This is a genomic window from Sphingomonas panacis (assembly GCF_001717955.1).
Taxonomy (GTDB): domain Bacteria; phylum Pseudomonadota; class Alphaproteobacteria; order Sphingomonadales; family Sphingomonadaceae; genus Sphingomonas; species Sphingomonas panacis.
Map to the genome: position 1 here is coordinate 2,822,433 of NZ_CP014168.1, position 26,344 is coordinate 2,848,776.

Sequence of the window (26,344 nt, forward strand, 5' to 3'; positions counted from 1 at the left end):
AGCGAAGTCGAGACACTGCGCCTTGGTCTGCCCCTCGACTTCGCTCGGGGCGAACGGAGGGGTTATCGTAGCTTCCGCCGCGCCCGGAACATCGCCGCCACCAGCAGCACCGCCGTGATCGCCAGCGTGTCCGCCACCCAGTCGCGGATGTCGCAATCGCGGTGGAGTTCGGGGATCGACTGCACCACCTCGATCAGCGCGCCGAGGAACGACAGCCGCTCACCGATCCGCATCAGCGGGAAGCGCGGATAGGCGCACGCGGCCAGCGCCGAGATCACCGCGAACGCGGTCATATGCTCGAACTTGTCGCCGAACCGGTCGATCGGCATGTGCGGCGGGTGCGGCAGCACCGCCATCGTCACCGCGAAGACGATGGCCGCCCACAACAGCAGCCGGACCGTCAACGTCGTCTTGGTCATGCCCCCAGTCCCTCCAGTGTCGCGATCAGCGCGTCGAAATGGTCGATCACCGCGTCGGCGCCGAAGCCCTCTACGGATTCGCGCCCGAAATCCACCACCACCACCGGCACGCCGGCGGCTTTGGCGGCCGTCACATCGAACATCGTATCGCCGACGAACGCGGCGCGCCCGCCACCCATGCGCCGGACCATTTCCTGAATCGGCGCGGGATCGGGCTTCTGCTTGCCCGGCCCCATCGTATCGCCACCGATCACCGTGTCGAACAGGTCGCGCAACGCGAGGTCCGCGAGCAGCTTTTCCGACAGCGCTGCGAGCTTGTTGGTGACGATCGCCACCCGCACGCCACGCGCGCGCAATGCCTCGATCGCCGCCACTGCGCCCGGATAGGGTCGGGTCAAAACCGCGATGTTCGCCTCGTATGACGCGAGCATCACCGCCTGGAGCCGCGTGGCCGCTTCGTCCGTCGCGCCGCCGGTCGCCGCGAGCGCGAGCCGCACCAGCCGCGCCACGCCGCCGCCGGTCATCGCGACCACCTCGGGCACGGTGAGCGTTCGCCGCCCGTCGCTCGCAAGCATCGCGTTCACCGCCGCGGCGAGATCGCCACTGCTGTCGACCAAAGTGCCGTCGAGGTCGAATCCGACGATATCGAAGGAAAAATCCGTCATGATCGGCGCGCCTGACACTGGCGCTATGGAATTGGCAACCCTCTCGTGGCAGGGCTGCGGCCATGGACGTAAATTCCCCCGCTTCTGCACCCCCGTTGGCCGCGATCATCCTTGCTGCGGGCAAGGGCACGCGGATGAAGTCCGATCTCCACAAGGTGCTCCATCCGGTCGCCGGGCGGCCGATGCTGCTCAACCTGCTGACGAACGTCGAATCGCTCGCGCCCGAGCGGGTGGTGGTGGTGACCGGCGCTGCCCGCGAGCAGGTCGAGGCGGCGGTGGCACCGCTCGGCGCGACGACCGCGCTCCAGGCCGAACAGCTCGGCACCGGCCACGCCGTCGCGCAGGCCGAAACCGCGCTGGCCGGCTTCGACGGCGCGGTGCTGATCCTCTACGGTGACGTGCCGCTGGTGAGCGCGGCGACGATGCGGCGGATGCTCGACCGGCTCGCCGGTGACGATGCGCCGGCGACGGTGGTGCTCGGCTTCCGCCCGGCCGATCCCGCCGCTTATGGCCGCATCATCGCTGACGCCGACGGTCGCATCGTCAAGATGGTCGAGTATAAGGATGCCTCGCCCGACGAGCGCGCCCAGACATTGTGCAATTCCGGGCTGATGGCGGTGCGCTCCGCCGATCTGTTCCCGCTGCTCGCCAAGGTCGGCAACGACAATGCGGCAGGCGAATATTACCTCCCTGACATCGTAATGCTCGCGATCGCCGAGGGGCGCACCTCGGTGGTGATCGAGACCGATGCCGCCGAGGTCGCGGGCGTCAACAGCCGCGCCGAGCTGGCGACGGTCGAGGCGACGTGGCAGCAGGCGCGCCGCGCCGCCGCAATGGCCGATGGCGCGACGCTGATCGCGCCCGAGACGGTGTGGTTCGCGCACGACACGGTGATTGGCCGCGACGTGATGATCGAGCCCAACGTCGTCTTCGGCCCCGGCACCACGATCGCCGACGGCGTGACGCTGCGGGCATTCAGCCACATCGAGGGCGCGACCGTCGCGCGGGGCGCGATCATCGGGCCGTATGCCCGGCTGCGCCCCGGCGCGGTGGTCGGCGAGGATGCGCATGTCGGCAATTTCGTCGAGATGAAGAAGGCGGTGCTCGGCAAGGGCGCCAAGGCCAACCATCTGACGTATCTCGGTGATGCCGAAGTCGGGGCGGGCGCCAACATCGGTGCGGGTACGATCACCTGCAATTACGATGGCTACAACAAGTCGCTGACTCGGATCGGCGCGGGCGCGTTCATCGGCTCGAACGCCTCACTGGTGGCGCCGGTCTCGATCGGCGACGGCGCGTTGATCGCGGCGGGATCGGTCATCACCGCGGATGTGCCCGCCGATGCACTGGCGGTGGCGCGCGGCCGGCAAGAGACCCGCGATGGCTGGGCGCCGCGCTTCCGGGCGGCCGCGAAGGCCAAGAAGGATGCTGGGAAATGATATCAGTGCATGATATCTTGCGTGCATGGCATCACGAGTCCTGATTTCCCTTGGTGAAGATCGAACCTCGCGACTCGATGATCTTGCCGGGCAACGCGGGTTGTCGCGGTCTGCTTTGATTCGCGAGGCGGTTGATCGTCTGCTCGATGACAGCAGCGAATCGAGCGACCGCGAACGCCGTCTGGCGGGGCTTCGTGCCGGCTTTGGCGCTTGGAAGAATCGTACCGATATCGGCGACGCGGTGGAATGGCAGCGGCGCGAGCGCGCGGGTTGGACTCGGCCTTGGGATGTCGATTACCCCGAGGTTCGGGCGGAGTTTCCCGACGTTTTCGATGAGCAGGACGACCGCGAGTATGAAATGCACCGCGCGCGTGATCCCGAACGCTACAAGACCAAGCTGTGACGGCGGCGTCGTTCGACAGCAACATCCTGATCGACGCTTTGAACGGGATCGGTGCTGCAGCGACTGAGCTCGAAAGCGCGGCGGAATGGTGGATCAGCCGCGTGACGTGGATCGAGGTGATGTCCGGCGTGTCGCCCGCGTCACTGGCCGCGACGCGCGCATTGCTTGCAAGCTTCAACGTCGATGAACTCACGCTCGCCATTGCCACGCGCGCTGCCGAATTGCGCAATGAGCGGCGCCGGCTCAAGTTGGCGGATGCGGTGATCCTCGCGTCGGCGCAGGTCAACAATCGTGTACTGGTAACGCGAAACACCAAGGACTTTCCCGAGACGATGCCCGGCATTCGGGTTCCGTACAGGATCGAGCAGTAAAGGACGGGCGCATGTGTGGAATCGTTGGAATCGTCGGCCAGGAGCCGGTCGCGGATCGTCTGCTCGATGGGCTGAAGCGGCTCGAATATCGCGGCTATGATTCGGCTGGCATCGCCACCGATTTCGAAGGTCGGATCGAGCGGCGGCGCGCGTCGGGCAAGCTCGTCCATCTCGCGACCGAACTCGCCGAGCATCCGTTGCCCGGCACCACCGGCATCGCGCACACGCGCTGGGCGACGCATGGCGGGCCGACCACCAACAACGCGCATCCGCATGCGACCGAGGAAGTCGCGCTGGTCCACAACGGCATCATCGAGAACTTCAAGCCGCTGCGCGACGAACTGATCGCGCGCGGCCGCGTCTTCACCAGCGAGACCGATACCGAGGTGGTCGCGCATCTGATCAGCGAGAAGGTCGAGGCTGGGCTCGCGCCCGCCGATGCGGTGCGTGAGGTGCTGCCGCGCCTTCACGGTGCGTTCGCGCTGGCGATCCTGTTCCGACAGCATCCCGATCTGCTAATCGGCGCGCGGCTCGGTTCGCCGTTGGTGGTCGGCTATGGTGATGGCGAGACCTATCTCGGCTCGGATGCGCTCGCGCTCGCGCCGCTCACCCAGCGTATCGCCTATCTCGATGAAGGCGACTGGGTCGTCATCGACAAGGACGGTGCGCAGATCTTCGATCGCGATAACACCCCCGTCGAGCGCGCCGTCACCATCTCGGGCGTGACCGGCGAGCTGATCTCCAAGGGCAATCACCGCCACTACATGCTCAAGGAGATTTATGAGCAGCCGATCGTCGTCGCGCAGACGCTTCGCTCGTATCTTCAGCGCATGGAAGACCGGGTGACGTTGCCGATCCCCGAGTTCGACCTGAGCACGGTCAAACGCGTGACGATCGTCGCGTGTGGGACGAGCTACTATGCCGGCATGGTCGCGAAATACTGGTTCGAACAGTTCGCGCGCGTGCCGGTCGATCTCGATGTCGCCAGCGAGTTCCGCTACCGTCAGCCGGTGATGGAGGAGGGCGGTCTGATGATCGTCATCAGCCAGTCGGGCGAGACCGCCGACACGCTCGCGGCGTTACGGCACGCCAAGGCCGAGGGGCAGACGATTGCCGCGGTCGTCAACGTGCCGACCAGCAGCATGGCGCGCGAGGCCGATCTGCTGCTGCCGACTCACGCCGGCCCCGAGATCGGCGTCGCCTCGACCAAGGCGTTCACCTGCCAGCTCGCCGTGCTGGCGGCGCTGGCGGCGAACCTTGCGCGCGCCAAGGGCAAGCTCAACGCCGCCGAGGAAAAGGCGATCGTCAAGCATCTGTCGGAGGCGCCGGCCGCGCTCAACGGCGCGCTCGCCTATGACGAGACGATCGCCGACATGGCGCATCTCATCGCCGGTGCGCGCGACGTGCTGTATCTGGGGCGCGGCACCGATTATCCGCTCGCGCTCGAAGGTGCGCTGAAACTCAAGGAAATCAGCTACATCCACGCCGAAGGCTATGCCGCTGGCGAGATGAAGCATGGCCCGATCGCGCTGATCGACGATGCCGTGCCGGTGATCGTCATCGCGCCGTCGGGTCCGCTGTTCGACAAGACCGTGAGCAACATGCAGGAAGTGCAGGCGCGCGGCGGCAAGGTCGTGCTGATCTCGGATTATGACGGGGTGCAGGCGGCGGGCGAGGGGTGTATCGCGACGATCACCATGCCCAAGGTCCACCCGCTGATCGCGCCGCTCGTCTATGCGGTGCCGGTGCAGTTGCTGGCGTACCATGTCGCGGTCGCCAAGGGCACCGATGTCGACCAGCCGCGCAACCTCGCGAAGTCGGTAACTGTCGAGTAAATCGGCGGAATCATGTCCCCCGGACCAGGTCCGGGGGACATGATGCGAGATCAGCAGCCGTTACGACGGTTCTGCGCACGATCATGGTTCTTGTCGAGCGTGCGGCCGAGCAGCGCGCCGCCGACGCCGCCTGCAACCGTGCCGAGCACACCACCGCCGAGCACGTTACCGAGTACGGCACCGCCCGCGCCGCCAGCGATCGTGCCGGTCGTGCCGCTGCTGCGCTTGCAGTCCTGATAGTAGCGACGATCCTGATAGCGACGGCTGCTGTTGCGATAGCTACGGTCGTTATCACGATAGCGGCGGTTACCGTTGTTGTACGACGAATCGCGCTCGGCCTGCTCGCGATGCCACTGGCTGCTGCGATCATAATCCTGGCCACCGGCAAAGGCGGTGGTCGGGATAGCGACGGTGGCGATCAATGTCGCCATTGCGAGTTTCTTGAACATCTGCGGATTCCTTCGTTTTCTATCCTGGCGTGGAACAAGAACCCGCGAAGGCCCCGAGAAGTTCAATCGTGCGTGTAACGAAATGATCGGATGGAGGCGCTGCGGTGCCGTTTACCGGGTTTTCAACGTAGCGGCCCACCCGTCGCTCACGAAGGCATCAATAGCCTCGACAGCGTCGAACCGCATCTTGCCGCATCGCTCCAAAGCTGCCGTTTTACACCCGCGCAGCCGCCGTAAACGGCAACATCCCCTCGTACACTTCAAGTGCCGCCGCGCCGATCACGCGCCCGCCATGCCGGAGCACGAAGGCGTGGCGCACGATCTCGGCCTGCTGCTCGATGCCGTAGCGCGCGAACGGCAGGCCCGCGCGGATCGCATAGTGATAGCGCGAAAACGGATGGCGCCGGATCGGCAGGAACAGCCCGCATTGGTGCTGCCAGACATGCACCATCTCGTGGATGAACAGCGCCTGCGCACCGAGCGGCGCGCGCGCGAAATCGTCGCGATAGGCTGTGCCCTTGGGGTGGAAATGGATTCGTCCGCGCGGTGCCATCACCGTGTCGCGCGGCTGGAAGAACGCCCATTTGCCGAGCACGATCCGCACCGGCGCGTAATCGATCGCATCGCCGAACACGCTGCGGGCGAGCGTGATCTCGCCCTCGGTCAGCGGCCGTGCCGCCTGGCTCAAAACTTCGGTGCTGGGGCGCCAGCCGCAATCACCATCGCGTCATATTCGTAGCGCGACCCATCCGAGAAGGTGAAGTCCAGAGTCATCGTCTTGCCCGGTTTGATCGCGGGGTTCATGTCGAACAGCATCACATGCATTCCGCCGGGCTTGAACACCAGTGTCCCGCCGGCGGGCAGGGCAACACGGTCGAGCGGCTTCATCGCCGACATATTGCCCGTCATCATCGACTGGTGAATCTCGGCCTTGATCGCGACTTCGGTATGGACCGAAATCAGCGTCATGTCGGCCGGGCCGCCGTGCAGCGTGAAATACGCCGCCGCCGGCCGCCCCGGCGCCGCCGCGAGGCGGACGTAGCCGTGGTCGATATAGAATTGCTTGGGCTGGCTACAGCCGCCGAGACCCAGCAGGATCGCCATAAAAAGGCCGAGGATGCGCACACAAACTCCCGCTTCGGGAAAGGATCGTTACGTTCTAGGCGCGTGGAAATCTTGCGACAAGCAAAAGCCCCCCTATATCCGGCGAGTAGAGAGCGGTGTCGCCCATTCGGGGGCGCCGCCAGTGTTGCAAACCTGAACAAGACGGGGGCCGTAGAGGACCAATGGCAAAAGTAATCGGTATCGATCTGGGCACGACCAATAGCTGCGTCTCGGTGATGGAGGGCGGCAAGCCCAAGGTCATCGAGAATGTCGAGGGCGCGCGCACCACGCCGTCGATCGTCGCGTTCGCCAAGGATGGCGAGCGACTGGTCGGCCAGCCGGCAAAGCGCCAGGCAGTGACCAACCCGGAAAACACCATCTTCGCAGTGAAGCGCCTGATCGGCCGCCGCTTCGACGATCCCATCACCAAGAAGGACACCGAGCTGGTCCCGTACAAGATCGTGCGCGGCAACAACGGTGACGCTTGGGTCGGCGCCGGCGGCAAGGAATATTCGCCTTCGCAGATCAGCGCCTTCACGCTCCAGAAGATGAAGGAAACCGCCGAGGCCTATCTCGGCGAGACGGTGACTCAGGCGGTCATCACCGTGCCCGCATATTTCAACGACGCGCAGCGCCAGGCGACCAAGGACGCCGGGCAGATCGCGGGCCTTGAAGTGCTGCGCATCATCAACGAGCCGACGGCGGCCGCGCTCGCTTATGGTCTCGACAAGGATACCAACAAGACGATCGCGGTCTATGACCTTGGCGGCGGTACGTTCGACATCTCGATCCTCGAGATCGGTGACGGCGTGTTCGAGGTGAAGGCGACCAACGGCGACACCTTCCTCGGCGGTGAGGATTTCGACAACAAGCTGCTCAACTTCCTGGCGAGCGACTTCCAGAAGGCGGAAGGCATCGATCTCACCAAGGACAAGCTGGCGCTCCAGCGTCTGAAGGAAGCGGCCGAAAAGGCGAAGATCGAGCTGTCGTCGGCGGCGACCACCGAGGTCAACCTGCCGTTCATCACGGCGGACGCCACCGGTCCGAAGCATCTCGTCAAGGCGATCACCCGCGCCGATCTCGAGCGGCTGGTCGAGGATCTGATCCAGCGGACGCTCGAGCCGTGCAAGAAGGCGATGAAGGACGCGGGCATCCAGGCCAGCGAGATTTCGGAAGTCGTTCTGGTCGGCGGCATGACGCGCATGCCCAAGGTCCGTCAGGTCGTGAAGGACTTCTTCGGCAAGGAGCCGCATTCGGGCGTTAACCCGGATGAGGTCGTCGCGATGGGCGCCGCCATTCAGGCGGGCGTGCTTCAGGGCGACGTCAAGGACGTGCTGCTGCTCGACGTGACGCCACTGTCGCTCGGCATCGAGACGCTGGGTGGCGTGTTCACCCGCATGATCGACCGCAACACGACGATCCCGACCAAGAAGTCGCAGACCTATTCGACCGCGGACGACAACCAGAACGCCGTGACGATCCGCGTCTTCCAGGGCGAGCGTGAAATGGCGGCGGACAACAAGCTGCTCGGCCAGTTCGATCTGGTCGGCATCCCGCCCGCACCGCGCGGCGTGCCGCAGATCGAAGTGACGTTCGACATCGACGCCAACGGCCTCGTCAACGTGTCCGCCAAGGACAAGGGCACCGGCAAGGAGCAGCAGATCCGCATCCAGGCCTCGGGCGGTCTGTCGGATCGCGACATCGAGCAGATGGTCCGCGACGCCGAGCAGTTCGCCGAGGACGACAAGAAGCGCCGTGCGGCGGCCGAGGCGAAGAACAACGCCGAGAGCCTGATCCACACGACCGAGCGTCAGCTCGCCGACAATGCCGACAAGGTCGATGCGTCGCTCAAGGGCGAGATCGAAGCGGCGATCGCTGACGCCAAGGCGGCCGTCGAGAGCGGCGATCCCGAGGCGATGAAGGCCAAGGCCGAAGCGCTCGGCCAGGTCGCGATGAAGCTCGGTCAGGCGATCTACGAGAAGCAGGCGCAGTCCGAGGCTTCGCCTTCGGCTGGTGCCGAGGCGCCGCACGAGGACGTGGTCGACGCGGAATTCTCCGAAGTCGACGACACCAAGGCGTAATCCGGTTCGCCCTCTCCCTGCGGGGGGGCAGCCGAGCGAAGCGATGGCGGGAGAGGGGCAGTCGCGAACGGTCGGTTCGGGGCTGCCCCTCTTCCAACCCTCTCCCACCGGGGAGCGGGCTTGAGGGCGGTACATGACCACCGAAGTCGATTTCTACGAACTGCTCGAATGCGAGCGCACCGCTGACGATGCCACCATCAAGGCGTCGTATCGCAAGCTCGCGATGAAATATCACCCGGATCGGAACGCCGGGTGCAAGGATTCCGAGGGCCGCTTCAAGGCGATCAGCGAGGCCTATGATTGCCTCAAAGATCCGCAGAAGCGCGCGGCTTATGATCGCTTTGGTCATGCCGCGTTCCGCAACGGCGGTCCGGGCGGCGGGCACGGCGGCGCGCAGGACTTTGGCGGCTTCAGCGACATTTTCGAGAACATCTTCGGCGAATTCATGGGCGGCGAGCGCGGCGGCGGTGGCCGCAGCGGGCCGCGACGCGGCGCGGACTTGCGCTACGACATGGAAATCAGCCTCGAGGATGCGTTCAACGGCCGCTCGACCGAGGTCACGGTCGATGTGTCGGCGGTGTGCGAGACCTGCGAAGGCAGCGGCGCCAAGCGCGGCACCAGCGCCAAGGCCTGCACCACCTGCGCCGGCCACGGCAAGGTGCGCGCGCAACAGGGCTTCTTCGTGGTCGAGCGGACCTGTCCGTCGTGCCACGGCGCTGGCCGCGTGATCGCCGATCCGTGCGGCACCTGCCACGGCGAGGGCCGGGTCGAGCGCACCAAGACGCTCACCGTCAACGTGCCCCCTGGCGTCGACGAGGGCACGCGCATCCGCCTGACCGGCGAAGGCGAGGCGGGGCTACGCGGCGCGCCGGCTGGCGATCTCTACATTTTCTTGCACGTTGCCCGGCATCCGCTGTTCGAGCGGGAGGGCACGACCTTGCTCGCGCGCGCGCCGATCAGCTTCACCACCGCGGCGCTCGGTGGAGAGATCACGATTCCGGGGCCGGATGGCGAGCAGCACCATATCAAGATCCCGGCCGGCACGCAGCATGGCCGCGAACTGCGCCAGCGCGGCGCGGGCATGCCCGTGCTGCAAGGGCGCGGGCGCGGCGATCTGGTGGTGCGGATCGAGGTCGAGACGCCGACCAAGCTCAGCGCACGCCAGCGCGAACTGCTCGAGGAATTGCGCGCCACCGAGACGGGCGCAGAAACTCCGCAGAGCGCCGGCTTCTTTCAGAAGATGAAGGGTGCCTGGGGATGATGCTCGCGCTCGCCGCCATGCTGGCGGCGGGCGTGCCATCGCCAACGCTGCTGAACGATGAAACGTTGAGGGCGTTTGCGGAAAGCCGCCTGGACGGAACTCGGCTAAACGGGCGTAATATTCTTGGCCAATATCATGGCAGGCTTGTGATCGCCGAATATCACTGCTCGGATCTTTGCCCGGATTATACGGTTCGGATCATTCATTTTGATGTCGATGCCGGGGCGAAATGTCGCGCTATCGGCGGACGGAACGCGACAGTCACCATTCCGGTCGGCATCTCCGCGATGCCCCGGAAATTCTGCGTGCCTGCAATTCTGTCGTTGCGCGCTGTGCGGCATTTTGATCCCGCCGGCCCGTTCCGCCCCTCATGAAAAGGGGCGGGGTGGGCCGATGGATCAGAGGATGAGAACCTCGACCACCAGCGCGACACCCGCCACAGCGAAGATGCTGCCGACGAGGTTCTGAAGAATGCGCATGGTAGGGTCTCCAGCCGGTCAATTCCGGCTTGAAGCGTATTTGGAGATTGTTGCGTTCTAGCGCAATTTTATTACACGCATTCGCACGTGCAGCATTTGCACGTTGAGCCGTGCATTCTGCACGACGAACTGTTTACCTACACGAAATTCTGTTGCTTCCGATCCTCTCACGCGCAGCTATTGCGCCGATATCATCACGACGATCACTTCGGCGGGCACTATCGCGATGGCGCAGATGAAAGACCATGACGTTCACGATCCGGCACGGCCGCCGACCGCTCTGCTCGGCGCTTTGCGTCACGCGGTCGGAGGTGGCCATGTGCTGACCGGCGACGCCGAGACGCACCGTTTCCGCACCGGCTATCGCTTCGGCACCGGGCCGGCGCTCGCGGTGGTGCGGCCGGGGTCGCTGATCGAGCTGTGGCGGGTCGCGCAGGCGGTGGTCGAGGCGGGCGCGATCCTGATCCCGCAGGCGAGCAACACCGGCCTCACCGGCGGATCGACGCCCGATGGCGACGGGTACGACCGCCCGGTCGTGATCGTCTCGATGCGGCGGATCGCCGGGGTGCATCTGGTGCGCGGGGGCGCGCAGGTGGTGTGCCTGCCGGGTGCGACGCTAGACGTGCTGGAGAAGACGCTCGCCCCGCTCGGACGCGAGCCCCATTCGGTGATCGGATCGTCGTGCATCGGTGCCTCGGTGCTCGGCGGGGTGTGCAACACCTCGGGCGGCGCGCTGGTGCGCCGCGGACCGGCGTTTACCGAACTGGCGCTGTATGCGCGTGTCGATGCGGACGGGCGGCTGGAACTGGTCAACCATCTCGGCGTGGAACTCGGCGACACACCCGAGGAGATCCTGATGCGCCTGGAAAGAGGCGATTTCGCCGAGGTACAGGAGGGCGGCCGGGCCTCCGATCACGATTACGCGCGACATGTCCGCGCGATCGATGCCGATACGCCGGCGCGCTTCAACGCCGATCCGGGGCGGCTGTTCGAGGCGTCGGGTTCGGCGGGGCATGTCGTGGTGTTCGCGGTGCGGCTCGATACATTTCCCAAGGAAGCGGGCACCGAGGTGTTCTACATCGGCTCGAACGACCCCGCCGATCTGACGCGACTCCGGCGCGAGATGTTGGCGGGCGATCTGCCGCTGCCGATCGCGGGCGAGTATCTCCACCGCGACGCGTTCGTGCTGACCGAGCGCTATGGCCGCGACACCTTTCTCGCCATCCGCTATCTCGGCACAGCGCGGTTGCCGGCGTTGTTTCGCTGGAAGGACCGCGTCGACGGCTGGTTCCGCCGGCTGGGCTTGCGCGATGTGGCGGACAAGGCGCTACAGGCCGCGACCCGCCTCGGCCCGAGCCATTTGCCAAAGCGGCTGACCGACTATCGCGACCGGTTCGAGCATCATCTGATGCTGCGTGTCGCGAGCGCCGATACGACAGCGACCGAGGCGCTGCTTGCGCACGTGCTGGGGGAAGGGCGGGGCGCGTTCTTCCGGTGCGACAAGGCCGAGGGCGATGCGGCGTTCATGCACCGTTTCGCCGCGGCGGGGGCGGCGGTGCGCTATCGCGCGGTGCATGCGCGCGAAGTCGCCGATATCGTCGCGCTCGACATTGCGCTGCGCCGTAACGACACCGACTGGTTCGAGACGCTGCCGCCCGAGCTGGACGCGGCGATCGCGCACACATTCTATTACGGCCACTTCTTCTGCCACGTCTTCCATCAGGATTACGTGATCCGCAAAGGCCATGATCCGCTCGCGATCGAGCATCGCATGTGGGCGTTGCTCGATGCGCGCGGCGCGGAATATCCGGCCGAGCACAATGTCGGCCACCTCTATCCCGCCAAGCCGGCGCTCGCCGCGCACTACCGCGCGCTCGACCCGACCAACAGCTTCAACCCCGGTATCGGTCAGACCTCGAAGCGGGCACACTGGGGGTAGGTCTCCCCCTTGCCATCATTCGCTCGGGACGGAGGGGTTATTGGGCGCGTCAGTCCGGCGTGAAGGTCTCCGCCGGTTGCAGCGCGACGAAGCGGCGCGGGGCGATGCCCCGCGCCGCCAGCCCGGCGGCCAGCCGCAACGCGGGATCGTCGCGCGGTTCGTCGGTCAGCTTGAAGGTGCCCCAATGGATGCCGACCGCGGCGCGCGCGTCGAGATCGGCCATGATCTGGATCGCCTCCTCCGGGTCGGTGTGCTGCGCGGCCATGAACCAGCGCGGATCATAGGCGCCGATCGGCAGCAGCGCGAGATCGGGCGCGCCGAAACGCGCGCGGATCGCGCGGAAGATCGCGCCAGTGCCATAGCCGGTGTCGCCCGCGAAATAGACCTGGCGGCCCGCGACGCGCAGCATGAAGCCGCCCCACAACGCCATCCGCCGATCGCTCGCGCCGCGCGACGACCAGTGCAGCGCGGGCACGACATGCGCCTCCGCGCCGGGGGCGATCTCGGTGTGTTCACCCCAGTCGAGTGCGATCGTTCGCGCGGCCGGGATGCGGCGATGCACGATCGTATCGTTGCCGAGCGGGGTGACGATCAGCGGATCGTGGCGGGCGTGGAGCGTGCGCAGCGTGGCGATGTCGAGATGGTCGTAATGGTTGTGCGACAGCAGGATCGCATCGATCGGCGGCAGCGCATCGAGCGTCACGCCCGGCGCGGTGATCCGCTTCGGCCCAGCAAAGGCGAGCGGGCTGGCGCGTGGCGACCAGACTGGATCGGTGAGGATGTTGAGTCCGGCGATCTGGATCAGCACTGTGGCATGGCCGACCATCGTCACGCTCAGTCCCGCTACGCGGGGCTCGGGGACGATCGGCGTTACCGGCAGCATGTCTGGCCAGATCGTCTTTGGCGCCGCGCGCCGCCAGCGCAGCACGTCGCCGAGCGAGCGGTCGGTCTCCGGCTCGCCCGCGACGTTGCGGAAGCGCAGGCCATCGAAATGATCGCTGGCCGGGCCGGTATGATAGGGGTTGCGCTTGGGCATTCGAAAAGCGGCCTCGAACTGGGATGACAGGCGTATATAGTGCGCCCGTGCGGAGCGTTCAGTCTCGGGGCGCCAGCCGGAAGTCTCTCGGATCGATCGCGCGCCTGGCGAAGAACGCCGCGCGCACCGCGCCGTGGAAATAGTTGACGCGGTTCATCCGCATGCCGATCGCGGCGCGCCCCGGCCCGCCCGGCGATTGCTGCGGCGTGAAGGCGATCGGGGCTTCGGCCTGGAGCTTGCCGTCGACGAACGCGCGATAGGTGTGGCCGTCGTAGCTTTGGGCGACGTGATACCAACGCCCGACGGGGAAGCGGCGCGCCGGATCGATCAGCGTCTGCTTGTAGCCGGCGCCGGTGACGAAAGCGTCGAGATACCAGCTCTGCTCGACGACACGGATCTCGAACAGCATCCGTGTCGTGCCGGTGCCCGGCGGCGCGCCCGAGCCGTCATCGGCCTCCAAGTGAAACCAGCGCTGTTCGAACGCGCCGCCGTCGGGGCGGAACAGTGCTTCGAAGGTGAAGGTCTTCGCCCCCGCCAGCGGATGACGGCCGATCAGCAGCGCATCGTCTATGCCGTCGAACGCGGTCGCCCGTCCCCACGGGCTGTCGATGAGGGTGGGCGCGCCGACGGTTTCGACCACGTGCCCGCCGACCGAGCGCAGCGAATCGAACTGCCACAGCTCGCCAGCCGGCTTCGCCCAGGCGAGGCGCGGCATCGCGAGCGTCGCCAGCGGCAGCGCGCCGCATAAAAGATCTCGCCTGCGCATCACCGGCCTCCAGTCACCCGCTTGCTATCACCGGTGGCTCGTGCCGTGCAAATCGGCTAGCGACGCTGCCCATCATGATCGACCAGGAACCCTCCAACATGCCAAGCTTCTGGGGTGCCTTCGTGCCGCCGCCACCCCCGACCGGCTGGCGCGAGCGGGTGCGTGGCGCGCTTGGCGCGGCGCTGGGCATCGTGCTGATCGGGTTCGCATCGGCGTGGTGGATGGGCGCGGCTTCGTCGGGCTTGCCGTTCCTGATCGCGCCGCTCGGCGCATCGGCGGTGTTGCTGTTCGCGGTGCCCGCCAGCCCGCTCGCGCAGCCATGGCCGATCGTCGGCGGCAATGTGATCGCCGCGCTGATCGGTGTGACGGCGGCGCGCTGGGTCTCCGATCCGGTAGTGGCGTCGGCGCTGGCGCTGGGGGTCAGCATCGCGGCGATGGCGGCGTTGCGCTGCGTCCATCCGCCGAGCGGCGCGGTCGCGCTGACGGCGGTGCTCGGCGGCAGCCACATCACGGCGGCTGGCTATGGCTTCGCGCTGGAGCCGGTGTTGCTCAACTCGATGTTGCTGATGATCGTCGCGATCGTCTTCAACACCGCGACCGGCCATTCCTACCCGCACCGCGCGCACGCCACCGCGCAGCCCGCGCCCGACGCGCTCACCCCCGCCGATTTCGACGCGGTGCTCGCCGATTATGGCGAGACGCTCGACATCGACGCGGCGGACCTGAGGGCCTTGTACGAAGATCTTCGCCGCCGCGCCTGACGAGGATCAGGCGATACCTGCCCCGCCGGTCACGCCGAATACCTCGCCGGTGATATAGCTGCCCTCTTGGCTCGCGAGCAGCACATACACCGGCGCGATTTCGACCGGCTGGCCGGGGCGGCCGTACTGGCTTTCCGACCCGAATTTTTCGACCGCCTCGGGTGGCTGCCCGCCCGACGCTTGCAGCGCGGTCCAGAACGGACCGGGCGCGACGGCGTTGGCGCGGATGCCCTTTTCGAGCAACTGTTTGGCGAGCGCCTTGGTGTAGGCGACGATGCCGGCCTTGGTGGTCGCGTAATCGAGCAGGATCGCGGAGGGCTCATACGCCTGGATCGATGCGGTAGTGATGACCGACGCGCCCGCCGGCAGATGCGGCACCGCCGCCTGCGTGATCCAGTGCAGCGCGTAGAGGTTGGTCTTGAGAGTCACGTCGAAATCTTCCGACGTGACCTTGGAGATATCCTTGCGGTTCTGCTGGTGGCCGGCGTTGACGACGAGGATGTCGAGCCCGCCGAGCTTCTCGACCGCCTGCGCGACGAGATCGCGGCACCACGCCTCGTCGGTGATGTCGCCGGGCAGATCGACTGCCTTGCGGCCTTCGGCTTCGATCAGCTTGAGCACCTCGGCGGCATCTGGCTTTTCCGAAGGCAGGTGGGAGATCGCGACATCGGCGCCTTCACGCGCGAAGGCGATCGCGGCGGCGCGGCCGATGCCGCTGTCGCCGCCGGTGATGAGCGCCTTGCGCCCTTTCAGCTTGCCCGAGCCGGTGTAGCTCGTCTCGCCGTGGTCGGGTCTTGGCTCCAGTTCCCCTGCGAGGCCGGGTACGGGCTGCGGCTGGCGGGGGAACGGCGGACGCGGATATTGCTGCCGCGGGTCTTGCATCGTCAGACGGTCGCTCATGTGGTAACTCCTTGATGGATTGGCGCTTCAGCGATCGAACGGGATCGCGGTTCCCGGCCGTCCGACAGCCGGTTGCGCACGCACGCCGGAAGCCGCATCCATAAAAAGCTGCTGACTTGTGACACCGACTCGGCGTAGGTCCGGCAACCCGCGCTACCGCGCGGCACGAGACGAGAGTGATGGACGAGCAGGACGAAAAGCAGGAACCGGCGGGCGTAAAAGGCGCGCAGACGCTGATGCGCGCGCTCGATATCATGGACGAAGTGATCGCCGGGCCGATCCGCGCGACCGATTTGGCGCGCAAGCTGGGGATGAGCAAGACGACCGCGCACCGACTGGTGCAGGCGCTCGCCTCGCGTAAATATCTGCAGGTGACCCCGACCGGCTTCGCGCTCGGGCCGAAGCTGCTCCAGCTCGGCGCGCTGGCGACCGAGCAGATCAACTTCATGCACATCGCCCGGCCGTTCATGGAATTGCTGTCCGAGCGCACCGGCTTCTGCGTGTTCGCGGGCAAGCGCGAGGGCGACTGGTCGCGGCACCTCGACCGCGTGACCGGGCAGCAGCGGCTGCGTGTCTCGACCTCGCCGGGCGACCGCCGCCCGATCGCCGAGACGGGGATCGGCAAGGCGTTGCTGCTCGATGAGCCGGACGAGCATTGGGCGCAGCTTTACATGCAGGCGACCGGCGAGCCGGCTGGCTCGGCGCGCAGCACGCGGTTCATCGAGATGATGCGCAAGAACCGCGAGCGCGGACTGGTGCTCCACGACAGCGAACTTGGCGATGGCGTCCGCTCGATCGCCGCGCCGGTGCGCGACGCGCGCGGCCAAATCTGCATCGCGATCAGCATCGCCAGCGCGGCGCATTATCTGACCGAGGACAATATCGACGATCTCGCCGCTCAAGTCGCGCGCGCGGCCAATCAGGTCAGCGCGGCGATCGGCTACAAGGGCGCGAAGTAGCGGCGCGTATGACCAAGCTCGGTGCCGATACCGTCTGGCCGTTATGGGCTGACACTGCGGGCGAGAACCCCTTCACGTTGCAGGACGTAGCCGCGCCACCCGAACAGGCTGTGGTGACCGCAGTGACGGAGCCGGTGCTGCTCGGCTTCGCGCCTGTCGCGCCCAACGGCCGGGCGATGCTGGTGCTCGGCGGCGGCGGTTATGTCGCGCTGATGGCGGGGCGCGAGGGCGTGCAGGTGGCGCGGTGGCTGGCGGGGCTGGGCTATCACGCCTTCGTGCTGATCCATCGTTTTCCCCAAGCAGCGACCGGGCCGTCGGCGCCGCTCGATGACGCGCGCGAGGCGATGCGCCGTATCCGCGTGCGCGGGCTGGCGCCGGATGGGCTTGGCGTCGTCGGTCTGTCGTCGGGCGGGCATCTTGCCGCGTGCCTTGCCGCCGAATATCCAGCCGAGTGGCGCGAGCCGCCGTCGCCGCATGCCGACCTGCCGACGCGGCCCGATGTGCTGGTGGTCGGCTATGGCCCGCTCTCGACCAACGCCAAGGGCCGGACCTTGGCACCCGACAAGCCGCCGCTGCCTCCGGTGGAGAAGCAGGCGATGTACGATCGACTCCAGCCCGATGCGCAGCTTCTGCCCGATCCGCCGCCGATGTTCATCGTTTATTCGGGCAACGATCCTGTGGTCCCGGTCGAAAATGCGCTGCGGCTCTATGCCGCGACGCGCGCGGCGGGCGGTGTCGCCGACCTCCACGTCTTCGGCGACGCGCCACATGGCTTTGCGCTCGATACGCCGGGGTTGCCGGTGTCGGCGTGGCCGGACTTGTGCGCGGCGTGGCTGCGGCAGGTCGGGTTTTTGTAATATCCGGCCTGCAACCCCGTTCGTCCTGAGCCTTCGACAGGCCCAGCACGAACGGGCGGGGCCGGTGGCTCAGCGCACCATCGGCGCGGCGACGGGATTGTTGCCCCATAGCCGGTCATAGCGCCAGCCCGACAGATCCTCGACCACCGCCGCCGCCTGCGGCGAGGATGGCGCGTCGGCGCCGCCGCGCAGATGCTCGATCTCGTCGAGCAGAACCTTGTGCGTCGCGGGCGTCAGCCGGAAGCGGGTCGAGACCAGCACGCCGACCACCAGCATCGCCAGCGTGCCGACGCCGAGCACCCCGACGATCGCCGCGATCGCCTGCGGGCTTTGCTGCGCGGATTTCGACACGAAGCCCGCCGCCTGCATGACCTGCCCGACGAGGATGACGGCGAGCGCCTGGCTCATCTTGCGGACGAAGGTCATCACGCCGGCGAACGCGCCCTCGCGGCGCCGCCCGGTGACGATCTCGTCGACATCGGCCATATAATTGTACGTCGCCCAGGGGATGTAGTTGAGCGCGCCGCGGCCCAGTCCGGCGAACACCACCGGCAGCCAGAACAGAGCGGCGGTGGCGGTGTAGCCAGCGGCGTACATCACCAGGAAGATCACCACCCCCGCCGCGAAGCTCAGCGCGGCGAAGCGGTACGCGGCGGCGGGCGACAGGCGCAGCGCGAAGTTGATCGCCAGCACCACCGCGACGAGCTGGACGATATAGGTGACGCCGACGAGATTGGCGACGATCGCGGTCGATCCGGCCAGCGCGAAGATCACGAAATAGGTGAAGGCAGCGTTGTAGATGTCTTGGCTGATATAGCCGCCAAGATACATGCCGAGGTGGAGCCGGAACGCGCGGATGCGCAGCGTCGACCACAGGTTGCGGTACAAAGCGGCGAAGGCCGCGCCAAGTGTCGGGCGGTCGCCAGCGATGTCGTCGAGGCCGGCGGCGCGCGGGCGTTCCCAGCTAAAGATGTAGAGCAAGGTCGCGGCGGCCATGAACAGGCCTGAGAAGATGATGCCCATGTACAGATAGGTGTCGGGCGAATCCGGGCCGAGCCACGCGATCAGCCAGCCCGGCAGGAAGGCGGCGGCGATCGCCGACATCTGGCCGATCAGGATACGCGCGCCGGCGAACTTCGCCTTGGTCGCGTAATCGGTCGCCATTTCGGACGCGAGCGTCTCATAGGGGATGATCTCCATCGCATAGACCATCTCGAACAGCACGTAGGTGACGAGATAATACCAGAAGCCTTGCCCGGCGACCCACATCACCGCGAACGAGGGCAGCAGCGGGATCGCGGCGAGGATGAAGAAGCGGCGCCGCCCGAACCGGCGGCCGAGCCACGACCGGCCGAGATTGTCGGAGAGATGCCCGATCAACGGGCTGGTGAACGCATCGAGCACGCGCGCCACGCCGAAGATGATCGTCGCCTGCGCCGCCGAAAGCCCGCAGAAACTGGTGTAGAAGATCAAGATCCAGGTGCTGACCACCGCCATCGATCCGGCGCCGAGCACGTCGTTGCCGCCGTAAGCCAGATAGGTGTGCAGGCGCACGCGGCGCGGCGCGTGAGCGGCGGTGTCAGGCACGGTTTCCACGGCGTCGCTCCCGGATTAGATATAGCTGCGCAGGAATTCGGCGAGCGCGCAGATCGCCAGGCTTTGCCCGTAGGGCATCGAGGTGAGCGCGATGTCCTTGTAGAATTGCAAGGTGTCGCCCATCGCGGTGCCGAAGCTGACTTGGCGCAATTCGCCGGTCTCGTCGACATTGGCGAGCACGCCACGTACCGCCTTGATGCCGACCGCCTCATAGTGGCGCGGCAGATAGCCCTTCCGCACCGCCTTGAGGATGCCATAGGCGAACCCGGCCGTCGCCGAGGCTTCGAGATAGCTGTCTGGATCGACGATCAGCGTGTGCCACAGCCCGGTTTCGGCGTCCTGAGTCTCGGCGAGCGTCTTCACCTGTGCGGCGAGCGTATCGATGAGGAAGGTGCGGAGCGCATCGCCGTGTGGCAGATCGAGAATCTCGATGATTTCGGGGATGGCGATCGTCACCCAGCAATTGCCACGCGCCCACAGGGCTTCCGCGAAATTGTGGCGGCCGTTGAAGTCCCAGCCGTGGAACCACAGCCCGGTCTTCTTGTCGAACAGGTATTTGATGTGGATGAGGAACTGGCGCTTCGCCTCCTCGACATAGTGCGGCCGGCCGAGCAGCAAGCCGATCTTGGCGAGCGGCAGCACCGACATCATCAGCGTGTCGTCCCACAATTCGCCCGGATTCTCGTCATTGTAGACGATGTGCTGGAAGCCGCCGTCCTCGGTCTTGGGCAGGCCATCGGGCGCCATCAGCCATTCCGCCCAGGTGTCGAGATAGGGAATGTAGCGCGGGTCCGGCGTATGTTCGTGGAGGTAGGCGAGCGTGATGAACGGCGCCATCGTGTTGATGTTCTTGGTCGGCGTGCCCTCGGCGAAGCGGTCCTCGAACCATTGCTTGATGATGTCGAGCGCCTTGGCGTCGCCGGTCTGCTCGTAATAGCGCCACATGCCGAACAGGCCGACGCCGTGAGTCCATTCCCAGCCGGCCCAGCCCTTGGTGTCGATGATCCGCCCGTCTTCAAGATGGAGCAGGAACGCGCCGGTCTCGTCCTTGATGGTGAGGAGGTTATCCATCAGCCGGTCGATCGTCGCCGTCACCTGAGTGCGCGGGATGTCGTGGGTGAGAGCGGCCAAGTGTATCTCCTGTTACTTGCGGATCGGGGCAGGGCGCGGGCCGGCCGACAGGCCATAATCGCGCGCCATATTGCGGTAGAGTTCGAGGAAGGCGGGATCGGCGTCGTAGCGGCCGCCGTGATCCTCGGGCGGTGGCGACGCCGCGCTCGGCACGCCGCCGGGCGCTTCGGCGCCGTTGGCGCCTTGCGATAAGAGGTTGGGCTTCGGCCCTTCGCCGGCGTTGACGCCGTTGCGCGTGAAGATCGCTTCCTGGTGTCGGGTTGGTTCCCAGATGAAACCGCCCCAGCCGTTGCGATGGCCATGAACGAGATCGTTCAGATAGCGTTTGCGTGAGCTGTATTCGATCGCGAAGAAGCCGTGGTCGGGATAGCGCCGCTCGAATGCGTCGAAGGTGCGCGCCCAATCGCCCTCGGCCGCCTGCTGGTAGCAGGAGAAGCCGGTCGCATCGAAGCGCACGCCCCGACGTAGCAGATTGTCCATCCAATCCTGTACGATCGGCCAGTGCCGGCCGAGATGGTTGTGAAGCGCGATTCTGGCGCCCGGCACCGTTTCGCGCGCGCCGGCGATGCCGGCTTTCAGCAAAACGGCGAACCGATCGAACCCGCCCGCGCCGGCGAGGTGCATATGGGTTCGGTCGGTGACGGCATTGCCGGTCGGGATCGTCAGCGGCACGCGCCCGTCTGGCCAGAGCATCCCGAAGGTGGTCTCGTTGCCGATGATGACGAGATCGGGCGCGACCCCCGCCTTCGCCATCGCCCCCAGCGACTCGCGGGTATGCCGATGCACCGCTTCGACCAGTTTGGCGAAGCTCAGCCCCGCCCACGCCGCCGGCTTGTCCTGATGCTGCGGATCGGCCCATGTGTCGGAATAGTGGAGGGTCAGCGACAGGTGAAAGCCGGCCGCCTTGATGCGCCGCGAAAAGTCGATGATCTGGGCGAGGCCACACCACGGCCCGCCGGGTTTGCCGCGCGAATAGCCATTCTCGGGATGGACGAACAGACGCAGCTTGATCGCGTTGAAGCCGGCATCGCGGAAGATGGCGAGCGGATCGCGTTGGACGCCTGCCTCGTAATAGGTCGCGCCCGCCGCTTCATCCTCGGGCACCCACGAGATGTCGGCACCGATCAGATACGGCCACGGCCTCGCCCCGGCAGGTGCGGCGCGCGCCGCCCCCGCGAGCAGCAGCCCGCCCGCTCCGACGCCGAGCGCACGCCGTGAGATCGCAAAAGCGCTCACTTCAGCTCGGCCGGAGTCTGTGGCGCGGCTACGCTGCGGACGGGCACGCCGCCTTTGACGGTGCGTAGCGTGACCAGTTTCACGGCCTCCAGGGCGTCGCCGGGTGCGCCGTCGCTGGTGACGGCGAGCGCGAGGACGTTGTGGCCGTGATGATCAAGGATGCCCTCGGGGATCGGGAAGGTGCGTTGTGGGCCGACATGCGCGATGAACTGGCCCATGTTCCAGCCGTTGACGAACAGCAAAGCCCGATAGCGCGCGACCGATCGCGGTGTGGTCGGATCGCCGAACGACACCCCGATCGTCGCATCCTGCCCCTTCGGCACGGCGAGATCGAAGCCGGTGCGATACCAGGTCGTGCCGGCCCTGGCCGAGACGGCGGGGAGCGGGGCCGTCGCCCAATTGCGATCGTCGAAGCCGGGCAGGTGCCAGCCCTGCCGCTCGCCATATTGGCCGCCGCTGTTGGCGGGGCCGCGCGACGGATCGGGCAGGTTTTCGCCGCCGCGCTGACCCTGGATTCGCCACGCGATCGGGATGCCGAAGCTGCGCCCGCCCGGTGCTTCGAGCGAGGCTGAGATCAGGCCGCGCGCTTCCTTGTGGTAATCGTCGGCGTCGAGATCCCAATTGTGGCCATTGTTGCGCACCATGACCGACAGGATGTGTTCGCCCGGCGTCTGCGAAGCTGTAGGAAGCGTGAAGCGCGCGCCGCCGGTGGTGATCGGGCGGGGGAGGCCGGCGGGCAGTTCGTCCTGGCCGACGAACACGCCGTCGAGCCAGACCTGTACCAGCCCCGATCCGCCCGCGCCGTAGAACAGAGCCAGCGTCTTAGCGTCGGGCGCGCCGGTGAAGCGGCCGCGATACCAGACGTCGCCTTCGTGGAAGCCGTAGGAATCCATTCCCATGTTGGGCTGGCCGTCGGGGCGCGCCGTGATGCTGGCGCTGGCGCGGGTGTCGACCGCTTGCCAGGCGGCGTCGTCGAAATTCGGCTCGGTCTCCGGAACACCCTCGGCGGCGCGCCAATGGTCGAGCGCGGGCAAGGTCACGGGAACAGGACCGGCGAGCGGGCGGGTTGCGGCGAGACTGCCGGTTGCGGTCGCTTCCACCGGCACGACAGCGCCGTTCCAGCGAAGCGCGCGCACGGCTTTGGGCGCCCATATCTCGAGCGGCGTTTCGGCGGCGGTGTCGCCGGTCAGCGCGAGCGTCGCTCCGGCGCTCGCCGCGCTGCGGACCAGCGCCGGGCCGCGCACCAGCACCGGCCCTGCAGCGCTGTCGCGGCGCCAGTAGCGCACCGCCTCTTTCTCGTCGGCGAGGATCATCGTGAGCGCGGGGCGGCCGCCGCCGGTGATCCGCACGACGGTGCGGCCGTCGTGGATATAGCCGAGCTTGAGATCGCCCTTCGCCGCATCGAACGCGCTTTCCGCTTTGCCTTCCAGCACGGTGACGGTCGGCGCGGAGGTGTAGCGCAGCACAGTCTCGCCCGGCTCGCCGGTGCGGCCGTAGAGCAGCAGCAGCCCGGCACGGTCGATCGTCTGCGCGCTTTGCAGTTCGGAGGTCGAATAGACCAGCCGCTGCCCGGCGAGATCGACCCCGGCGACCAGCCACTTGGCGTCGAAGCCATTGAGCCGCAGCGGCAGCGTGTAGCGACCGTCGGGCAGATCGGCGGTGACGGTGAAGCGGTCGTCGCTTTGCCCGTTCGAGGGCTTGTGAGTCACCAGCAGGAAGCGCGCGCCGCTCTCGGGGCTTTTGTTGTGATACACCTGAATGTCGGGCGAGGAGATCGCCACCGGCCCGGCCGCCACCATCCCAGCCAGATCGGGCACCGAGGCGATCAGCCCGCCGAGTTGCTTCAGTTCCTCGGCTTTCTCGCGGATCTCGCGTGGTTCGGAGATCGCCGCGCCATAATCGTAGCTGGTGAACACAACCGGCGCGGGCAACCAGCCCCAGCTCGTGCCGCCATAGCCCATGTAGAAGCTCTGGATGCCGATGCCGTTGGCGAGATTGGTGCCGTAGAACACGCGCTGGAAACGCTTGCCGCGCTGGATGGCGTTGCAGTCGTAACCGCCGTTCGATCCCCAATAATCGAACCAGCCGCCGCCGAATTCGGCGAGGAAGCCGGGCGTGTCGGGCGATGCCGACGCGCCGCCCTTCGCGCCGCCGGGGCCGTAAAAGCCCCAGTCGGGCGCGCCGACATTGCGCGTCGGCTTGCCCTGCACGGTGCAGGTGCCGCCGGGATAGCCATCGAACGCGTAGAGATCGTTGGGGCCGTGAACGACCTGCGCGACCGGCGAGCTGTCCGGCGCCCAATATCCGTTGCGGCCCTGATCGTTGTGTAAGATCGGCACGGTGATGCCATCCGCGCGCGCATGCGCGTAAAGATGGTCCATGTAGCGCCGCTGCGACGCGGTCGTGACCGACAGTTCGTTCTCGATCTGGTGGAGGATGACGGTGCCGTGATGCCCCTTGCCGTCACCGTTGATCTGGTGGCGGGCGATGATCGCGTCGATCCGGCTGGTCCATTCGTCGACCGCCGCGAGATATTGCGGATCATCGGTGCGCGCCCTGGCGCGTTGATTGACCAGCCAGCCCGGAAAGCCGCCGCGCGACAGTTCCGCATTCACATAAGGGCCGGCGCGGGTGATGACGTAGAGGCCCTCTTCCTCCGCCATCGTCAGCAACCGGTCGATATCGCGGATGCCGCTGAAATCGTACACGCCCTGCTTGGGGCTGTGATATCCCCAGTCGAAATAGACGGCGACGGTGTTGAACCCGCTCGCTTTCATCTTTTGAAGGATGTCGCGCCACAGATCGGGGCTGGGCAGGCGGAAGAGGTGGAACTCGCTCGACCAGATCAGCGTGCGCTTGCCGTCGATCATCAGGGAGCGGGCGTCATAGGAGACGCGGCCGAAGCTGCGGACCGGCGCGGCGAGGTTGGCGGTGGGTCTGGCGACCTGCGCGGCGGCTGGTGGCACGAGGCCGGACGCGGTCAGCAAGGCGGCAAGCGCCCGGCCGGCGCGACCGAGATGCGTCTGCGATGCGCGCTTTCTCATTGCTCCCCTCCCACCATATTGTGAACTGCTATTCCGTAATATGGGTAAAGCTATCAGCGCGTCGCGTCAAACGTTAAGCGCGAAACAGGGGCGTTCGCAGGATCGATAGGCCGGGGGCATCTGCGAAGACGAACGGTGGCCGCTGGTCCGGTGTCGCGGTCTCTGCGGTGAAGCGGTCGATCCGCAGTCGCGCGGCGTGGCGGACCCATAAGGCCCAGCAGGGCAGCACGCCGAACATGCTCGGTTCGGGATAGGCGCTGGCATGGTCCTCGGGCACGCGCCGCGCATCCTCCGCCGTGCCGCCGCCGCGATAGGAGAAATGGATGTGGCTGAGCGACACGTCTTCGATCCGGTTGCCGGGCAGGCCGGCGATGGCGGCAGGGAAACGGTGGTCGATGCCGCGCGCGTCGATGTCGCTGATCTCGACGCCACGGATCGCCCCGATGCCGGTACCGTCGGGGCCGCGCCGGCGGTCGCCGAGCCGGAGGAACAGCGGCGCGGTGGTAACGTCGCGCATCGTCAGCCGACGCGCGACGACATTCTCCATCACGCCGCCATCGACCGTTTCCAGCGCGAGGCCACGACAGTGGGTGAAGCTGCAGTCCTCGATACGGACGTTACGGTAGCCGCCGTTCGATTCGGTGCCGAGCTTGATCCGCCCGGTCACGCGGTCCTGATCGGGCGCGATCTGCTGCGTCTGGCGGCGGGTGCCGTCGAGCATCGACCCCATGTCATAGCCCGAGACCGCGCAATCGCGGATCAGGATGTCCTCCGCGGCGACCGCGCGGCCGAGCGCGAAGCTGCTCTTCACGACGATGCCGTCGTCGTTGGGCGAATTGACCCGGCAGCGCTCGACGATCACGTCGCTGACGCAATCGAGATCGATCCCGTCGCGATCGGTGTCGATCGAGAGGCCGTCGATGCGCAGCCCGCGCGTGCCGGTCGCGAGGATCGCGAAATGGCCGCCCTTGAGGATCGAGAAGCCCGACAGCCGGATATCGCGTCCGCCCCGGAATGCGATCGCCTTGTTGCCAAGGCCGACCATCCGCTTCCAGTCGGGTTCGAGTCGGGCGATCTCGCGGTCGCTCAACCCGCGCATCGACAGCGGCCGCTCGCCGGTCTGCGCCTTCCAGCGCGCGCCGGGGCCGTCGCGGGTGAGGCCGGCGCCGTGGATGAGGCCGGGGCCGACGATCGCGACTTCGGAGAGGTCTGCGCCCCAGATCAGGCTGTTGTGCCAGTGGCTGTGGCCGAAATCCTGATAGAGTTGATCGATGCCCTCTTCAGGCACGTCGTAGTGCCCGGCATGGCGGGCGGGATCGGCGGCTTCGATGACCGCGCCCTTGCCGAGCAGCAGCGTGACGCGGCTCTGCAGCCGGATCGAGAAGCACAGGTAGCGGCCGCGCGGCACGACGACGGTGCCGCCGCCCGCCTGCGACGCGGCGAGGATCGCGGCGTTGAACGCGCCGCTGTCGATCGCCACGCCGTCGCCGCGTGCGCCGTAATCGCGCACGTCGAAGCGGCGCGCGAGGTGGCCGGCGAACGGCATCGCGGCGGCCGGCATCAGCGCCATGCTTGCGGCCACGCCCAAGCTGAGTTCGCGGCGGTTGATCAGC

24 protein-coding genes are annotated in these 26,344 nt (G+C 66.8%); 11 read left to right on the forward strand and 13 right to left on the reverse strand.

Translation table 11 applies throughout. The features are described 5' to 3' along the window. Positions 1-62: 62 nt before the first annotated feature. Positions 63-419 (reverse strand): VanZ family protein, encoded by a 357-nt coding sequence (locus J0A91_RS12970; RefSeq protein WP_069205259.1) that lies wholly within the window; start codon positions 417-419, stop codon positions 63-65. Then, positions 416-1,084, reverse strand: coding sequence for an HAD-IA family hydrolase (locus tag J0A91_RS12975; RefSeq protein ID WP_069205260.1), 669 nt, complete (start codon positions 1,082-1,084; stop codon positions 416-418). Before J0A91_RS12975 ends, J0A91_RS12970 begins: the two co-directional genes overlap by 4 nt. A 62-nt stretch (positions 1,085-1,146) precedes the next feature. On the opposite strand from J0A91_RS12975, the gene glmU reads away from it, so the two are divergent. The 4 genes from glmU to glmS are packed head-to-tail and all read left to right on the forward strand — an operon-like array spanning position 1,147 to position 5,132. Beyond that, a complete protein-coding gene (glmU, locus tag J0A91_RS12980) occupies positions 1,147-2,523 on the forward strand; it encodes a bifunctional UDP-N-acetylglucosamine diphosphorylase/glucosamine-1-phosphate N-acetyltransferase GlmU (protein ID WP_069205261.1) in 1,377 nt (458 codons plus the stop codon). Positions 2,524-2,548: 25 nt separating this feature from the next. Next, positions 2,549-2,926: a ribbon-helix-helix domain-containing protein gene (locus J0A91_RS12985; RefSeq protein ID WP_069205262.1), complete on the forward strand. Its 378-nt coding sequence runs from the start codon at positions 2,549-2,551 to the stop codon at positions 2,924-2,926. Next, positions 2,923-3,297: a type II toxin-antitoxin system VapC family toxin gene (locus J0A91_RS12990; RefSeq protein ID WP_069205263.1), complete on the forward strand. Its 375-nt coding sequence runs from the start codon at positions 2,923-2,925 to the stop codon at positions 3,295-3,297. Before J0A91_RS12985 ends, J0A91_RS12990 begins: the two co-directional genes overlap by 4 nt. Before the next feature lie 11 nt (positions 3,298-3,308). Continuing rightward, positions 3,309-5,132, forward strand: a complete 1,824-nt coding sequence (gene glmS / locus J0A91_RS12995) for a glutamine--fructose-6-phosphate transaminase (isomerizing) (protein WP_069205264.1) — start codon at positions 3,309-3,311, stop codon at positions 5,130-5,132. A 50-nt stretch (positions 5,133-5,182) separates the two neighbouring features. Here the strand turns inward: glmS and J0A91_RS13000 are convergent, their stop codons facing one another. The 3 genes from J0A91_RS13000 to J0A91_RS13010 form a co-directional block, all read right to left on the reverse strand. Next, positions 5,183-5,581: a hypothetical protein gene (locus J0A91_RS13000; RefSeq protein ID WP_069205265.1), complete on the reverse strand. Its 399-nt coding sequence runs from the start codon at positions 5,579-5,581 to the stop codon at positions 5,183-5,185. Between the two features lie 214 nt (positions 5,582-5,795). Next, positions 5,796-6,269 (reverse strand): vgr related protein, encoded by a 474-nt coding sequence (locus J0A91_RS13005; RefSeq protein WP_069205266.1) that lies wholly within the window; start codon positions 6,267-6,269, stop codon positions 5,796-5,798. Continuing rightward, positions 6,266-6,706 carry a copper chaperone PCu(A)C gene (locus tag J0A91_RS13010; RefSeq protein WP_240501999.1) on the reverse strand — a complete coding sequence of 147 codons (441 nt, stop codon included), beginning with the start codon at positions 6,704-6,706 and terminating at the stop codon, positions 6,266-6,268. The genes J0A91_RS13005 and J0A91_RS13010 overlap by 4 nt, the downstream gene beginning before the upstream one ends. A gap of 161 nt (positions 6,707-6,867) precedes the next feature. Here J0A91_RS13010 and dnaK point away from each other — a divergent pair, with 161 nt between their 5' ends. The 4 genes from dnaK (at position 6,868) to dld (ending at position 12,445) form a co-directional block, all read left to right on the forward strand. Next, positions 6,868-8,766 (forward strand): molecular chaperone DnaK, encoded by a 1,899-nt coding sequence (gene dnaK, locus J0A91_RS13015; protein WP_069205268.1) that lies wholly within the window; start codon positions 6,868-6,870, stop codon positions 8,764-8,766. A 133-nt stretch (positions 8,767-8,899) separates the two neighbouring features. Next, complete coding sequence (gene dnaJ / locus J0A91_RS13020; RefSeq protein ID WP_069205269.1) at positions 8,900-10,027, forward strand: molecular chaperone DnaJ; 1,128 nt, start codon at positions 8,900-8,902, stop codon at positions 10,025-10,027. Next, positions 10,024-10,401: a hypothetical protein gene (locus tag J0A91_RS13025; RefSeq protein ID WP_069205270.1), complete on the forward strand. Its 378-nt coding sequence runs from the start codon at positions 10,024-10,026 to the stop codon at positions 10,399-10,401. The genes dnaJ and J0A91_RS13025 overlap by 4 nt, the downstream gene beginning before the upstream one ends. Before the next feature lie 331 nt (positions 10,402-10,732). After that, positions 10,733-12,445 carry a D-lactate dehydrogenase gene (gene dld, locus J0A91_RS13030; RefSeq protein ID WP_420852799.1) on the forward strand — a complete coding sequence of 571 codons (1,713 nt, stop codon included), beginning with the start codon at positions 10,733-10,735 and terminating at the stop codon, positions 12,443-12,445. A gap of 49 nt (positions 12,446-12,494) precedes the next feature. Here the strand turns inward: dld and J0A91_RS13035 are convergent, their stop codons facing one another. Together J0A91_RS13035 and J0A91_RS13040 are read right to left on the reverse strand one after the other, a co-directional pair. Then, a complete protein-coding gene (locus tag J0A91_RS13035) occupies positions 12,495-13,481 on the reverse strand; it encodes an MBL fold metallo-hydrolase (protein WP_069205271.1) in 987 nt (328 codons plus the stop codon). 58 nt (positions 13,482-13,539) lie between these two features. Continuing rightward, positions 13,540-14,247 carry a LamG domain-containing protein gene (locus J0A91_RS13040; RefSeq protein WP_069205272.1) on the reverse strand — a complete coding sequence of 236 codons (708 nt, stop codon included), beginning with the start codon at positions 14,245-14,247 and terminating at the stop codon, positions 13,540-13,542. A 74-nt stretch (positions 14,248-14,321) separates the two neighbouring features. Here J0A91_RS13040 and J0A91_RS13045 point away from each other — a divergent pair, with 74 nt between their 5' ends. After that, complete coding sequence (locus J0A91_RS13045) at positions 14,322-15,008, forward strand: HPP family protein (protein ID WP_069205273.1); 687 nt, start codon at positions 14,322-14,324, stop codon at positions 15,006-15,008. Positions 15,009-15,014: 6 nt separating this feature from the next. Here J0A91_RS13045 and J0A91_RS13050 read toward each other — a convergent pair whose 3' ends face one another. Then, positions 15,015-15,908: an SDR family oxidoreductase gene (locus tag J0A91_RS13050; protein WP_069205274.1), complete on the reverse strand. Its 894-nt coding sequence runs from the start codon at positions 15,906-15,908 to the stop codon at positions 15,015-15,017. Between the two features lie 179 nt (positions 15,909-16,087). Here J0A91_RS13050 and J0A91_RS13055 point away from each other — a divergent pair, with 179 nt between their 5' ends. Beyond that, complete coding sequence (locus J0A91_RS13055) at positions 16,088-16,867, forward strand: IclR family transcriptional regulator (RefSeq protein WP_069205275.1); 780 nt, start codon at positions 16,088-16,090, stop codon at positions 16,865-16,867. Positions 16,868-16,875: 8 nt separating this feature from the next. Beyond that, the gene (locus J0A91_RS13060) at positions 16,876-17,724 is read left to right on the forward strand and encodes an alpha/beta hydrolase (RefSeq protein ID WP_069205276.1); all 849 of its coding nucleotides are present in this window, start codon (positions 16,876-16,878) and stop codon (positions 17,722-17,724) included. A gap of 69 nt (positions 17,725-17,793) precedes the next feature. Here the strand turns inward: J0A91_RS13060 and J0A91_RS13065 are convergent, their stop codons facing one another. From J0A91_RS13065 to J0A91_RS13085, 5 genes are all read right to left on the reverse strand, one after another. Next, complete coding sequence (locus J0A91_RS13065; protein WP_069207296.1) at positions 17,794-19,311, reverse strand: MFS transporter; 1,518 nt, start codon at positions 19,309-19,311, stop codon at positions 17,794-17,796. 24 nt (positions 19,312-19,335) lie between these two features. Further along, positions 19,336-20,451, reverse strand: coding sequence for a beta-galactosidase BglB (gene bglB / locus J0A91_RS13070; RefSeq protein ID WP_069205277.1), 1,116 nt, complete (start codon positions 20,449-20,451; stop codon positions 19,336-19,338). Positions 20,452-20,463: 12 nt separating this feature from the next. Then, positions 20,464-21,687 carry a glycosyl hydrolase 53 family protein gene (locus J0A91_RS13075; RefSeq protein ID WP_150126913.1) on the reverse strand — a complete coding sequence of 408 codons (1,224 nt, stop codon included), beginning with the start codon at positions 21,685-21,687 and terminating at the stop codon, positions 20,464-20,466. After that, a complete protein-coding gene (locus J0A91_RS13080; protein WP_069205278.1) occupies positions 21,684-24,731 on the reverse strand; it encodes a glycoside hydrolase family 35 protein in 3,048 nt (1,015 codons plus the stop codon). Before J0A91_RS13080 ends, J0A91_RS13075 begins: the two co-directional genes overlap by 4 nt. A gap of 73 nt (positions 24,732-24,804) precedes the next feature. Next, positions 24,805-26,340, reverse strand: coding sequence for a rhamnogalacturonidase (locus J0A91_RS13085; RefSeq protein WP_069207298.1), 1,536 nt, complete (start codon positions 26,338-26,340; stop codon positions 24,805-24,807). Between the last annotated feature and the right edge of the window lie 4 nt (positions 26,341-26,344).